Source organism: Roseibium sp. SCP14, from assembly GCF_040329475.1.
Classification (GTDB): Bacteria; Pseudomonadota; Alphaproteobacteria; order Rhizobiales; family Stappiaceae; genus Roseibium.
In genome coordinates this window covers 133463-146494 of record NZ_JBDZYH010000012.1, presented here as the reverse complement: position 1 = coordinate 146494, position 13032 = coordinate 133463, and the positions used below count along the sequence as shown (strand labels likewise).

12 protein-coding genes are annotated in these 13032 nt (G+C 55.6%); 5 read left to right on the top strand and 7 right to left on the bottom strand.

Annotated elements, in window-relative coordinates:
- The first annotated feature begins 365 nt into the window (after positions 1-365).
- Both ABLQ08_RS30125 and ABLQ08_RS30120 read left to right on the top strand, forming a co-directional pair.
- Complete coding sequence (locus tag ABLQ08_RS30125; RefSeq protein WP_352950255.1) at positions 366-1301, top strand: N-carbamoyl-D-amino-acid hydrolase; 936 nt, start codon at positions 366-368, stop codon at positions 1299-1301.
- Positions 1302-1312: 11 nt separating this feature from the next.
- Entirely contained in the window at positions 1313-2143 is an 831-nt protein-coding gene (locus tag ABLQ08_RS30120) for a polysaccharide deacetylase family protein (RefSeq protein ID WP_352950253.1), read from the top strand.
- 45 nt (positions 2144-2188) lie between these two features.
- Here the strand turns inward: ABLQ08_RS30120 and ABLQ08_RS30115 are convergent, their stop codons facing one another.
- Positions 2189-3058, bottom strand: a complete 870-nt coding sequence (locus tag ABLQ08_RS30115) for a LysR substrate-binding domain-containing protein (protein ID WP_352950251.1) — start codon at positions 3056-3058, stop codon at positions 2189-2191.
- A gap of 105 nt (positions 3059-3163) precedes the next feature.
- On the opposite strand from ABLQ08_RS30115, the gene ABLQ08_RS30110 reads away from it, so the two are divergent.
- From ABLQ08_RS30110 to ABLQ08_RS30100, 3 genes are all read left to right on the top strand, one after another.
- A complete protein-coding gene (locus ABLQ08_RS30110) occupies positions 3164-4690 on the top strand; it encodes an amidohydrolase family protein (RefSeq protein WP_352950249.1) in 1527 nt (508 codons plus the stop codon).
- A complete protein-coding gene (locus ABLQ08_RS30105; protein WP_352950247.1) occupies positions 4687-5646 on the top strand; it encodes an agmatinase in 960 nt (319 codons plus the stop codon). The genes ABLQ08_RS30110 and ABLQ08_RS30105 overlap by 4 nt, the downstream gene beginning before the upstream one ends.
- A 93-nt stretch (positions 5647-5739) precedes the next feature.
- On the top strand, positions 5740-6402 hold the full coding sequence (locus ABLQ08_RS30100; RefSeq protein ID WP_352950245.1) for an aspartate/glutamate racemase family protein: 663 nt from the start codon (positions 5740-5742) through the stop codon (positions 6400-6402).
- 52 nt (positions 6403-6454) lie between these two features.
- On the opposite strand, the gene ABLQ08_RS30095 is transcribed toward ABLQ08_RS30100, so the two are convergent.
- From ABLQ08_RS30095 to ABLQ08_RS30070, 6 genes are all read right to left on the bottom strand, one after another.
- On the bottom strand, positions 6455-6847 hold the full coding sequence (locus ABLQ08_RS30095; RefSeq protein WP_352950243.1) for a hypothetical protein: 393 nt from the start codon (positions 6845-6847) through the stop codon (positions 6455-6457).
- Positions 6848-6948: 101 nt separating this feature from the next.
- Positions 6949-8253 (bottom strand): TRAP transporter large permease, encoded by a 1305-nt coding sequence (locus ABLQ08_RS30090; protein WP_352950241.1) that lies wholly within the window; start codon positions 8251-8253, stop codon positions 6949-6951.
- Positions 8250-8903 (bottom strand): TRAP transporter small permease, encoded by a 654-nt coding sequence (locus tag ABLQ08_RS30085; RefSeq protein ID WP_352950239.1) that lies wholly within the window; start codon positions 8901-8903, stop codon positions 8250-8252. The genes ABLQ08_RS30090 and ABLQ08_RS30085 overlap by 4 nt, the downstream gene beginning before the upstream one ends.
- A gap of 66 nt (positions 8904-8969) precedes the next feature.
- A complete protein-coding gene (dctP, locus tag ABLQ08_RS30080) occupies positions 8970-9983 on the bottom strand; it encodes a TRAP transporter substrate-binding protein DctP (protein ID WP_352950238.1) in 1014 nt (337 codons plus the stop codon).
- Positions 9984-10085: 102 nt separating this feature from the next.
- Positions 10086-11435, bottom strand: coding sequence for an FAD-dependent oxidoreductase (locus tag ABLQ08_RS30075; protein ID WP_352950236.1), 1350 nt, complete (start codon positions 11433-11435; stop codon positions 10086-10088).
- A gap of 11 nt (positions 11436-11446) precedes the next feature.
- Complete coding sequence (locus ABLQ08_RS30070) at positions 11447-13030, bottom strand: CoA-transferase (protein ID WP_352950234.1); 1584 nt, start codon at positions 13028-13030, stop codon at positions 11447-11449.
- Positions 13031-13032: the final 2 nt, after the last annotated feature.

Sequence of the window (13032 nt, the reverse complement as noted above, 5' to 3'; positions counted from 1 at the left end):
TTTCCCTCCGCTTATTGAGTGCAATTCAGACGCTCCTCACGCGAAAGCACACAAGATTTTCAAAGCTAACGGTGCTGCAAAACCGACGATGCCGCAATCGAATGATACACACATTAGTTGTGAATTTTTTTCACATCTTGATTATGCAGAATTCTCTTATGCTCCTAAGCATTTTAAACTATGAGAGATTCTCAAACCGACACAACTAAGGATCCAAAGATCCAATTTAAATGTGAAACATTTTCACCACTCCTGTTCAACAAATTCGTTTGTCTGCTGGTGATCCTTCGGCCAAGTCTGGCAGGGAAACTTCGGTCTCCGGGGTGCATTGAAGTCACGGTGTCGCAAACGATCAGGAGTGAACATTGGCTAGGTTCGTAAAAGTCGCAGCAGCGCAAATGGGTCCGGTCGCAAGGGATGAGGACCGCACCTGTGTTGTCGCCAGGCTGTTGAAGATGATGCGCGAAGCGAAGGACTGGGGCTGCGACATCGTCGTATATCCGGAACTCGCGCTTACCACTTTCTTTCCGCGCTGGTTGATCGAGGACGAGGCAGAGCTGGACAGCTATTACGAAACGGAGATGCCCAGTCCCGATGTTCAGCCACTTTTCGACGAAGCCAGGAAACTTGGCATCGGTTTTCAGCTGGGATACTGCGAAATCGTCAACGAGGGCGGTAGAAAACGCCGCTTCAATACATCAGTCCTCGTTGACAAGAACGGCGAGATCATCGGCAAGTACCGGAAAATCCACATGCCCGGAAACAGCGAGCTCTGGGACAAGCCGGCACAGCATCTTGAAAAACGGTACTTTGAAATCGGCGATCTCGGCTTTCCCGTTTTTGAAGGGTTTGGTGGCAGGATCGGCATGGCGATCTGCAACGACAGGCGCTGGCCCGAGACCTATCGTTGCATGGGGATCCAGAGCGTTGAAATGATCATGATCGGCTATAACACGCCCGTCGGGATCGATTACAATTTCGACCACGACGTGCTCGCATCCTTCCATAACCACCTGGTTCTGCAAGCTGGAGCACACCAGAATGCCACCTGGGTGGTCGCAGTGGCCAAATGTGGCATTGAAGAGAGTTCGAAAATGATCGGACAGAGCTGCATCGTCGCTCCTTCCGGTGAAATTGTCGCTATGACGTCGACGCTCGGGGACGAAGTCATCGTACACAAATGCGACCTGGATGCGGGATTGCCCTACAAGGAAGATCTGTTCAACTTCGGCCTGCATCGGCGCCCGGAACATTACGGGCTGATCGTGGAAACCGCTGGCCCGATAACGCCGCAAAAATAACGGATTGTTTCATGGTGGATTTCAATTGGCCTGACAACGCACGTTGCGCGGTTATGCTGACGTGCGACTTCGACGCGGAATCGCTTTGGTATTCAGAAGACGCGAGCGCGCATCGCAAACCGTCAATCCTGTCTCAGGGGGCTTACGGACCAAAGCGCGGCATTTACAAGTTGCTTGATGTGTTTCGCGATTTCGAGATTCCAGCAAGCTTTTATGTTCCCGGCTCAACCGTCGAAAACCATACAGCGGCGATTGAGGCTGTGCTCAAAGAAGGGCACGAAGTCGGACATCATGGACACATGCATGTCTGGATCGATCCTGAAGACCCCGCAAAAGAGATTGAGGAAATGGATCAGGGGCTAGCCGCCCTCAAGCGTTGCGTTGGCGTTGTCCCGAAGGGATATCGCGCACCGGCTGCGACCTCAAGCGACAGGACGATCCAGCTCGTTCATGATCGCGGCTTTCTCTACAACAGTGGCATGCTCGATGACTACGTCCCCTATCGTCACAAGCTGGAGGACGGGACTGACGGACCGATCGAATTGCCGTTCCACTGGCAGCTCGACGATTCAGCGCTGTCTCTCTATATCATTCAGGAGCAATCAACGATCCTGACCAACGATCATATCTTTCAGGTCTGGAAAGAGGAGTTCGACGCGCTTTACGAGTGGGGCGGACTGGTGAACTTCACCCTTCATCCGCAAATCTCAGGTCGACCCGCGCGGAACATGCTGCTGCGCCGCATCGTTTCCTATATGCGTGAACAACAGGATGTCTGGTTCGCCACCGGAACGCAGATCGCCGAGGCCTTTGCCGCAGGGATGGCGCATCCTGCGAAATAGGCGTGAATAGTCCGGTCACCTACACATTCCAGTCTCGTGACCGGACTATTCGACAGTAGAAACCCACTCAAGAAATGCAGCGGCCCGCTGTGTCGGTTTCTGACCAGTAATGGTGTAGTAGGAGTATGGTGACCTGATCGTGTTCCTGAAGGGCCGGATCAATTCGCCGCTCCCGAGGAAATGGCGAGACGTTACATTGTCCCCCAAAGCGATACCCAGGCCTTCGCGCGCGGCGACCAGTAGCTGATGCACGTCTTCGATATAGTGGTTCGCACTGCCAGTCTGCATGCCCGACTTTGCAGAAACCAGCCATTTTGCCCATAGCTCCCCATCGTCTTCATGCAGGAGCGTGAATCGCTTCAGATCCGCCAACTTTGTCAACGGGTTACGTCCAACCGTCAGCTTTGGGCTGCAGACAGGGAAAAGAGAAATGTTTTTCAGCAAAGTGACATTCTTGTCCGGCCAGTTGGGGCGACCGTAGCGAACTGTGACGTCTGTTCTGGCATCAGGTTCCTTAATCATTTCAGGTGAAGTCTGCACTCGCAAGGAAATGTTGGGATAGCGCTCAACGAATTGAGTGAGACGCGGCATCAGCCAGTAGGCAGAAAAGGCTGGCGGCACCAGAAGCCTCAGATCACCGGCGAGATCGTCCTTTTGCCTTTCTGTGACAGTGTCCGAGATCGTTTTCAAAGCCTCGGCAGTGGTGCGATGAATGCGCGCGCCGTCCGAAGTCAAACGAACTTCGGACGCCGTTCGAATGAACAATTTTGTCTCGTATATTTCTTCCAGCTGCCGGATCTGTTTGCTTACCGCACCATGTGTCAGGTTCAATTCCTCGGCGGCCTTTGTAAAGCGACCGTGTCGTGCGACGGCATCAAGTGCCCGTAGGGCATTTATGGGTGGCAAACGGTTCATCAGCACTCCTAGTGTGAAAAATTTTCACTGATCTTGGTAATTCAATTCGTTTGTATGTGAGATATTTTCTTCGTACAAATTGTCGTCAAAGTCCAGAGAACCGCAATGAAGCTTATAATCGACAACGTCCGTATTCTTGCTAGCCCTACATGGGCTGAACCGGTCAAAGGTCGTATCGTTTGCGAAAACGGCCGCATAGCAGCGATTGGCCCTGTTGCAGGTGACGCGGAAATAACTGCAGACACAAACTTCCTCGATGGCAAGGGCCGCTTGGCCATGCCCGGGCTGATCAATGCGCATATCCATTCCTCGAGCGCATTCATGCGCGGTGCAGTCCCCGGTCTGCCGCTCGAACCCTACATGTTGCTCGAAGCTCCCCTGGACGATTTTTCACACTCTCCGCGACTGTACTATCTGCGCGCGATGTTGACCGCGATCGACATGCTTCGTCAGGGTGTTGTCGCCGTGCGCGATGATGTTCATTTTTTCGGCGATCCGACACCGGATAATGCGGGCGCGATTTTTGAAGCTTACCGGACCGCCGGCTTGCGCGCCTCTGTTGGCTTCGGCATTCCCAACGTGCTCGAATTCACTAAGATTCCCTATCTACGGGAGCATCTGACCGCAGAACAGCGCCTGGAAATGGAACGGGCCAAATGGCCAGATCAGGCGGAAATTCTGTCCTTTTACCATGCAATGTTCAATGAATGGCACGGCAGTGAAAACGACCGGCTAACGGTTCATACATCCTGCTCAACCCCGCACCGGGTCGACCCGGATACACTCTGCGCCCTCTCTGATCTTGCCCGCCGGAAGAATGTTTCTTTCGATACGCATCTGCTGGAAACGAAAACGCAGGCGGTCCATTCACATCATAGGGACGGCAAATCTCTGGTTCGCTATCTCCATGACCACGGCGTTCTCGATGAACGTCTGGTTGCAATCCACTCGATCTGGCTGAACGAAGAGGATCTGGATCTGCTCGCGGACTCCGGAGCGACCGTCGCTCACAACCCGGTCTCGAACCTGAAACTGGGTAGCGGCGTCATGCCCATGGCAAACATGCTTCAGCGGGGTATTCCAATCGCTCTCGGGACCGATGAAGTATCGGTAGATGACGGCAACAATCTCTGGACAAACGCAAAGATCGGAATGCTGTTGCAATCGCTCGCAGATGTCGACTGCTCCAGGTGGCCGCGACCGGAAATCCTGCTGGAAGCGATGACAACGGCAGGCGCCCGCGCCATGCGGCGTGAAACTGCCGGCAGGCTGGCGGTTGGACAGGATGCGGATATCATTCTGCTCGACACAAGTGGTGCGCTCTACGCGCCGCTGAACCAGCTGTCCCGGCATCTTGTCGGCGCGGAGACCGGAGCATCGGTCAGAACAACAATTGTTGCGGGCGAGATCGTCATGGAAGACGGCCGGTTGAAACACATCGACGAGAACGCCATCCTCACCGAGATCCATGATCTCTGGGACCGCTACAGTACCGCTCGTGATGCGGCGAACGTGGCGGCCCAGGTCCTCCTTCCTGCTTACATGCAATCGGCAAACCAGGCTCTGGCACAGGACCTCGGTTTCAGCCGGCATCTTTCGGGTGCAATCAGAACAGAAAAACGAGGCTCATGACGGCGAACAAACTCACCACGGCTCCTTCGGGTGTTTCGAGCACGTTCCTGAACTTTCCCTTGCAGACGGATCTGGACGGGCTGGAGGCTGACATAGCGATCCTGGGCATTCCTTTCGGCATGCCCTACTACCCGGAGATCATGGCCAATGACCAAAGCCGCGCACCGGACGCCCTGCGGCAGGCAGCCGAAGATATCGGTTACACGCTCGAACATTACGATTTCGATCTGGGAGGCCCTTTGCTTGATGGCCAGGACATCGACATCGTTGATTGCGGAAACGTAACGGCCGACATGGCTGATCATGCCGCGCATTACCAAAACGCCGAACAGGCCGCGCGCAAGATCCTCCGGTCAGGTGCAACGTTGATTTCCCTTGGCGGCGACCACGGCATTCCAATTCCCGTCCTTCGTGCTCTGGAAGAAATCGGAGAAACGGTCACGCTCGTCCAGGTTGACGCCCACATTGACTGGCGCGACGAGATCAACGGCGAGCATAATGGCTATTCCAGCCCGATCCGCCGTGCTTCGGAGATGGACTGGATTGGACCGATTGTGCAGATCGGTCTGCGAGGTATCGGCAGCGCCCGAATGGGTGAAGTCGAATTTGCCCGTTCCAGGGGAGCTGACCTGATCAGTGCCTATGAAATGCATGACATCGGAATGCAGGCTGTCTTGGACCGTATTCCGGACGGAGGTCCCTATTATCTGACCATCGATGCGGACGGACTGGATCCGACGATAATGCCTGGTGTCATTTCGCAAACTCCGGGCGGGTTGAACTGGGTACAAATTCACAAACTGATCCACGGACTTGTCGGCAAAGGACGTGTTGTTGGCATGGATCTTGTCGAGATCGCTCCCAACATGGATGTCGGCAAAACAACATTGGTTCACGCAGAACGTCTCATCTGTAATTTCATCGGAGCCACGGTGCGCGCGGGATATTATGACTAGGCCGCTTGGTCTGCCTCACCGGTATCAATTCAAAGATTTCTGACGAAATGACCGGCCACGAAACGTGGCAAGTACACAAGGGCTCTCACAACAATGCGTATTCTGGTTATCAATCCCAACAGCAATGCGGCATTCTCGGACGAAATGGACAAGGCCGTCGCTCCTCTCAGGTTCGGCGGCGGCGTCGCCATTGATTGCATCAGTCTGGTTTCCTCGCCATTGGGCATTGAAACTCAACGGGATATCGACGCGGTCATAGATCCGGTCTGCAGCAAGGTGATCGAATGCAACGAAAGCTACGACGCCTTCGTGATCGCATGTTTTGCCGATCCGGCGGTCCAATCGGCGCGGGAGGTCACGCACAAGCCAGTGATTGGTATTTGTGAAGCCGGTCTGAGCTCCGCATTGAACACCGGCGAAAGGTTTGGCGTGATCTCAACATCGAACGAGGCGCTCAATGCGGACCTTCGCCTCATTCGCTCTCATGGTTTGATGGAACGCTGTGTGGGCCTGAAGGCGGTCAACATTCCAGTCGTCGAGATGACGCGCTCAGATGAGTTGAGAGACCGCCTTCTGCAGGCCAGCCGTGCCTTGGTCGAACAGGGCGCGGAAACAATCGTGCTCGGATGCGCTGGAATGTCAGCCCACCGAAAAGCAATTCAGCAAGAGCTGAGCAAGGTTGTTATCGACCCGGTTATTGCGGCGACCGCGATGGCAATCGGGATTGTCGCGCAAGGATGCGCGCCGGACCGTTAATTATTCCAGACTTGCCAGTCGATTGGTTTTGGTGACCACGAGCCTGATGCGCTCAAATGCCAAAGTGCTTTCGAAGGCTCGTTGCAGCTGGAATACGTCCCTCGCCCTTATCGCCGTCATCGACGTGAAACTGAATTTCGCACATTGCATTTCCAACGCTCAATTTTTGGTCATGACCCAGAATTGACATTCCAATTGATGCTCCGTTCACATCCAGCTCGTTCAATGAGAAATAGATGAACGTCGTGAACAGAAAAGGGTTCGGACGCGACCACTTAATCTCAAAGCTTTGAATCCGATACAACTCTTGCCATGGAACGATCTCTTCTTCTTCGCTGGAGATAACATTTAGGACTGCTTCCAGCGCGGCCGCCAAGTGTTGACGGTACGTACGTTCGTTCAAACCCAGAAGTTGATTTGGCGGGGCGGCGTCGAGAAAAGCCATCTCGACGCCATATCCCTTACCTGTTTTCCGGGGTTTCAAGGGCTTTCGAAGCAACATATTCAACGCCCTTTGTAGGGAGAGACTGCAAGTACCGCAGCTCGTCACGCAATACCCATGATCCACCGCGGCAGAGCCAACGACAGTTCGGGAATGAAGGTGACGATGAGCACCATTGGCAGATGGCCGAGTAGTAGGAACTTCAGCGTGATCCCGACATATTTGTCCAGGGTCAACTTGCTGACGCCAGCGGCCATATAGAGCATTGGGGCACAGGGCGGAGAGACGTTGCCAAGCCCAAGGTTTGTCCCGACGATCGCCGCGAAATGAATTGGGTGCACACCGATTTCAGTAGCGACCGGGAGCAAAACAATTGCTGCCAGAACACTGCCTGACACGTCATCCACGATCATACCGATCAAAAGCAAGATCACGTTTATCATCAGGAGGATGAGGATCTTGTTGTCGGTGAGTGTCAGCAGAGCGTCCGCAACTTCCCGCGGCACTTGCTGCAGGATCATTGCGCGGCTCATGACGAAGAGAAAGAACAGCACTGCAATGATCGAACTTGTCGTGATGGCCGCTCGAACGATCGCCCGAGGTATGTTCCTGAGGGTCAGGCCACGGTATATGAACAATCCGACCACGACTGCATAGACCAATGCAATTGCCGCAGCTTCCGTTGGTGTAGCAATGCCGGAGTAGATCACACCCAATATCAACAGTGGCATCAATAGAGCCCAGAAGGCGCTAAGTCCGCTGGAGTAAACGTTTCTCACAGCCTGACGAACCGGCAGTGGTTCCTCGACAGTGATTGTGTCGTTGTTTCTCAAGAACCAGAAATTCAGACCGACATAGGCAAGAGCCAGGAGAATTCCGGGAATGACTGTCGATAGAAATGCAGCTCCGACGGAAAGCCCGCCGGTAACGGCAAACACGATCATGGGAATTGACGGCGGGATCATCAGCGCAAGCACGGATGAACAGGCAACTAGCGCGGTTGCATGCCCGACCGGATAGCCTTCCTTCACCATGCGCGGGATCATGATCTGCCCGATTGCGGCGATTGCCGCCGAGGAAGAGCCGGAGATCGCGCCGAACAGGGCACAGGTGATCACCGTCACGGCTCCCAGACCACCCTTGAGGCGTCCGACGAAGGCATTGACGAAGTTGAGCAACCTGTCGGAAATGCCCCCTTCGGCCATCAGCGTTCCGGCAAGAACGAAGAGCGGCAGCGCCAGAAGAGCGAAGCTGAGCGTCGTCTGGTAGGCATATGGAATGAGGAATGAAACGTTCGATCCGGATGCAAGGCCGAAGATCAGGGCTCCTATTCCGAACGCAAATGCAATCGGCATCTCCGCCAGCAGCAGGACAACGATGATCAGGAGAGAAATCAGGAAGATGGTCATGATGTCACCTCCCTCGCGCCGGCACTCCGGCGGAGCTCGACGAACTGGTTGAGCGCCTGCAATACGAGATAGAAGATGGTTCCGGCAAAACCGACAATCATCGAGGAAGACCACAGTCCCTTGGGCCAGCGCATGTACGAGCTCATCCGGCCCTTCTCGATCTCGAACACCGCGTATCTGGACGCGTAGTAGCCGAAGATGACGCAGGCAACGATACTGGCAAGCGACATGAACAGGCGGATGCCCTGGACGACTTGGGGGTCTTTCGTCAGCAGAGTGACAATGCCACCGTGGATGTGCTCGCCATTTCTTGTGACATAGGCAAGTCCAAGGAAGTATCCCCATGCCCCCAGCAACAGGGCCAGTTCCTCAATCCCGACAAACGGTGAGAGAAAGACGTAGCGCAGCAAAACCTGCGTGAACATCAGCCCGGTCAGGCCTATTCCGGCGAGCACGATCGCAACAAAGAGAAGTCGCTCGAACCGCGCCTCCAGTCTCATGACCAGTCCATAGAAGCCTGCTTTCGGCTCTTCCGGGATGGCCGTGACATGCTCGGGCGGCTCGAGTGCCTCGACTTCGGGATCGTAGATGAAGGACGCCCCGGCTTCGGTCGGATTTCTTGGATGTTGTTTTGAAATGCGCTCCGGCATGACAACTCCTCCCAAAAGTGGAAAGACCGGGGCCAGAAGCCCGGTCTTTCACGGTGGTTCTTGAAGTTATTTGACGCCAACGGCTTCACGTACCTGGGTCATGACTTCGGTGCCGAGTGTCTCTTCCATGGCGGGCCATTCATTCTGGTAAGTAATGTCCTTCAGCGCTTGAAGCTGCTTGTCGGTCAACTCAACGACGTTGATGCCTGCATCGCGCGCCTTTTGCAGGAACTCGTTGGATTTGTTTTCCGCTTCGGTCCAGGCGAATTCGATGGTGGCGTCGATGACGCTTCGCAGCTTTTCCCTGTCTGCGGTCTCCAGGCCATCCCACCAGCTCTTGTTGACAAGCCAGAAGGCATGCTCGAAGTAGTCGTTTGTCAGAATGTTGGTTTCGAGCACATCACGCAGCTGGTAGGTCTCGACCGCCGTGGAGAAGGAGCGCGCATCAACCGTTCCCAGCTGCAACGCGGTATAGACCTCGGATAGCGGTATCGGGACTGCCGAGAAACCGAAATTGTTGAACCGCTCAACAGCAACCGGCAGACCGGGAACCCGGATCTTCAGACCACTGCCATCTTCCGGCAGGTTGACCGGCACTGCGCCGACCCCTTTGCGGATAACCACGGAGCCGAAATCCGTCGGAATGATGCCGACCGCATGCAGGTCCAGGTTTTCCAGGATCGAGTTGTAGACGTCGAGCATCGGAGAGCCGGGTCCATAGAGCTCCCTGGCCTCTTTCCAGTTGGACACGACATATCCGAGATAGGCCAGGTCCAGTCTCGGATCGAATTCCGAAGCGCCCCAGGTCAACGTCATCGGAACAACACCTTGCATGGATTGCTCGAAAAGCGACGTCCAATCGCCGAGATCACCACCGGGATGGTAGTCAACACTGACACCCGATCCTTCAATTCCTTCCATGAAACGTCCCGAAAGCGAATGGAACACATGGTCGGTGTTCATTGCATGCGCGAAGATGAAGTCCTCCGCCGCATGAACCTGCGAAGCTGTCAGGGCGACCACGCTGACCGCTGCTGAAGCCGCTACGGTGCGCAGCTTAGTGAGTGTGGTGGAAAGCATGAGTTTTCTCCCATTTTAGATTTTGCGCATAGTTGCGCCGTTCCCTTTCCGCCAAACGGAAAAGGCTCCGCTCTGTCCTCCAGTCAGTTGAGCGAAATTCAGTTAGAGGCCGGCGCCATCCTCATTCAGGGCCTGACGCACTTCCTCCCCGGCAATGTCGCGATACCGTTGCTCCGTCTTCAGGGAGCGAACCGTTGCAGCTCCAGCAGCATGGCCGTATCCGAAGCATTGAGCAGTAACCCTGCAGGAGGCCAGGGCCTCGTGTTCCGAACTGAGGCACCGTCCCGCAACGATCAGGTTTTCGCCGACTTCCGGTACGAGCGTGCCGTAAGGCACCTCGTAATAATCATCGAGCAACCACTCCACATAAGGTCTTTCGCCTGAATGCAATTCAATCGGCCACGGAGACCGCACGACACCGTCAGAGACCTTCAGCCGTCTGGTGACATGCTTGTTTGAAAGGGTCTTTACACCTGCGATAGACCGTGTCTGGCGAATGCCGATTTCCACGCCGGTATCCACGACAAAGGCGTCCCGGCAACCGGGGACATTTTCACGTAGGAAATTCTGATAGACCCTGACCTGCTCTCGAGCGGCAAGTTCCCCCTCCGTGTGATCAACCGGGTCGGTCACATCCAGATGACGTCCGTCGCGGCCCAGAATGCGGGTCGAGTTGACCATCAGCTCATCCGGCCGGGTCGTGTTGAATATCCAGATCTTTTTGCGAGGCAAGGTCCTCCCTGAAGGGTCGGCATCGACTAGCTGATCGATAACCTTCTTCGGCGAGATGGAATCATCGCCCCAATATTCGTTGAACGCGTGGACATCGACCCCTCCCAGCCGAAAGATCATGGTCGGGTTCTGCATGACGCCATTGCGCCCCTTCGACGTCTTCAAGCCTGCTCGGTAGATGACATCCGCATCACCGCTGGCATCGACAATCCGCTTCGCGTGAACAGCACCGAAACCCGATTTCGAGTTGACGATTGCACCTTGGAAGTGATCACCATCCATGATGACGCCGACCACCTGGCAGTGATAGAGGATCTGAACGCCGGCATCCTGAAGGAACCCGTCCGCGGCTTCACGCCAAACCAGCGGGTCATGGGTAACGGTCCAGGTCTTGCCGTACCTGATCGGACCGGTGACCCCGCCAAGATCGATCATGCGGCGCAAAAACCGGTCCGCAAAACCGAAGACAGCCTGTTCGGGAACCGCATTGTGGGCATCCGTGGACATGTACAGGCCGCAAATCGTACCGGACAGGCCCGCAACGGCACCGCCACCGCAAAAACCGTAACGTTCGACCAGAAGCACACTGTTGCCATTCCGGCCGATTGTCTCAGCCGCAGCCACACCCGCGGCACCACCGCCGACGACCAGAACGTCGACATCCGCAATCACCGGATAGTCGTGTCCCGGATCGGTCTTGATCGTTTCCTTCCACTGCATCGGGACCTCCCCTATTCCTGGTAATCTTCGACAAACAGGGAAGCGTCCATCAGCGGCAGCGGGTCGGCGATCCGCACCGGCTCGAACTCCATCTGCTCGAGAATGTCCTTGTGCAGGTCAATTCCGGGAGCGATCTCGATCAATGCAAGACCTTCTTCGGTCACCTCGAAGACCGCACGTTCAGTAATCAGCCTTGCACTCTGTCGACGCTGAGATACGCCTTCTTTCAGCAGATAAGTGATGTGCTGGGCAGTGTTCACGAACTTCCGGACCCTGCCTTCGCGCGTGATCGACAGCTTGCCGTCGCTGACCGCAGTCTTCAGACCGGCGGTTGTGAATGTTCCGGTAAAGACAAGGCGTTCCGCGTTGTGGGCGATATTGACGAAGCCGCCCGATCCGGGATTGGCCTTGCCGAATTTGGACACATTGACCGAACCGTGACTGTCGAATTCGGCAAAGGCCAAAGCGGCAAATTTGCAAAGCCCGCCTTCGATCACATCGAACTGGGTGAGCCCGTCGAGCAATGCTTCCGGGTTGATGTTGGCCGAGAACTGCCAGCCGCTCATCACCACCCCTCCGAAGCTGCCATGCTCGGTCGTGAACTCGTAATTGTACATCTTGCCGTCGTCGAGCTTGCCGTCTTCCGCCATGACAAGCGGGACGTCCCCCGAGGCCCCGAACCCGAAGATGGAAAGCTCGCGCTCTCGCACTTCCATCGAGGCGCGCCGGGCAATAATCTTGTCGGCTCCCGGTGCCGGCTTGGGAAGCTCGGATGGTGGCGTCGGTTTACCGCCGAGATAGGCCGCCACAGGACGCTCGATATTCGTCACGAACTGCTGGTCTTCGACAAGAACGACCTTGTCGACGAGGGAGCCGGGCACCTTGACGTCGGACGCCATCCGCGATCCGAGCGGCACCTTTTTCTCAACCTGCGCAATCACGGTTCCACCGCAGGCCTTTACGGCGATTGCGATACCGATATTTGACGAGACCAGGGCCTCGTTTTCGAATGAGAGATTCCCGTTTTCATCCGCCGAAGTCCCCCTCAGAAAGGCGACCTGCAACGGACGCGTGGGGTAAAAGAGGTATTTCTCTCCCCGGAACTCGATTTTCTCGACAAGGTTCTCTTCTGCTGAGGGGGTGAAACGGCCGCCCTGGAGATCCGGATCGACATAGGTGCCGATCCCGGTCTTGGTCATGTAGCCCGGCGTGCCGCGCGCCACTTCGCGCAGCCAGAGCATCGTCGTTGCAATCGGCCAGCTGTACGCTTCGACTTCATTCGCCTGGATAAGCTGCATCAGCTTGGGCCGCTCGCCGGTGACTGGATGGACCGGGTTCAGGTAGGAACCGCCGACGATACGCTTCATGAGGCCCTTTTTGGCAACATGATCCATCCCGCCAATATGCATGGCGTCACCCGTCCCACAGGGAAAATAGAAGGTCAGATTGTTCGGGTAGCCGGTCTCCTCGAACCTGTCGGCAACCCCTTTGAGCAGGGCGTCAGGGGTGATCCATCCGATCACACCGGTTGAAACAACCGAATCTTCGGGATTGATGACGGAAAGGGCTTCCTCGAGCGTGCAAAATTTGGACATGA

What these genes read in the sequence shown, in the direction of transcription:
- ABLQ08_RS30090 (WP_352950241.1), bottom strand. Translation starts at nt 8,253, where the DNA reads ATGACCATCTTCCTGATTTCTCTCCTGATCATCGTTGTCCTGCTGCTG.
- ABLQ08_RS30085 (WP_352950239.1), bottom strand. Translation starts at nt 8,903, where the DNA reads ATGCCGGAGCGCATTTCAAAACAACATCCAAGAAATCCGACCGAAGCC.
- ABLQ08_RS30110 (WP_352950249.1), top strand. Translation starts at nt 3,164, where the DNA reads ATGAAGCTTATAATCGACAACGTCCGTATTCTTGCTAGCCCTACATGG.
- ABLQ08_RS30105 (WP_352950247.1), top strand. Translation starts at nt 4,687, where the DNA reads ATGACGGCGAACAAACTCACCACGGCTCCTTCGGGTGTTTCGAGCACG.
- ABLQ08_RS30100 (WP_352950245.1), top strand. Translation starts at nt 5,740, where the DNA reads ATGCGTATTCTGGTTATCAATCCCAACAGCAATGCGGCATTCTCGGAC.
- ABLQ08_RS30095 (WP_352950243.1), bottom strand. Translation starts at nt 6,847, where the DNA reads ATGGCTTTTCTCGACGCCGCCCCGCCAAATCAACTTCTGGGTTTGAAC.
- ABLQ08_RS30070 (WP_352950234.1), bottom strand. Translation starts at nt 13,030, where the DNA reads ATGTCCAAATTTTGCACGCTCGAGGAAGCCCTTTCCGTCATCAATCCC.
- dctP (WP_352950238.1), bottom strand. Translation starts at nt 9,983, where the DNA reads ATGCTTTCCACCACACTCACTAAGCTGCGCACCGTAGCGGCTTCAGCA.
- ABLQ08_RS30120 (WP_352950253.1), top strand. Translation starts at nt 1,313, where the DNA reads ATGGTGGATTTCAATTGGCCTGACAACGCACGTTGCGCGGTTATGCTG.
- ABLQ08_RS30075 (WP_352950236.1), bottom strand. Translation starts at nt 11,435, where the DNA reads ATGCAGTGGAAGGAAACGATCAAGACCGATCCGGGACACGACTATCCG.
- ABLQ08_RS30115 (WP_352950251.1), bottom strand. Translation starts at nt 3,058, where the DNA reads ATGAACCGTTTGCCACCCATAAATGCCCTACGGGCACTTGATGCCGTC.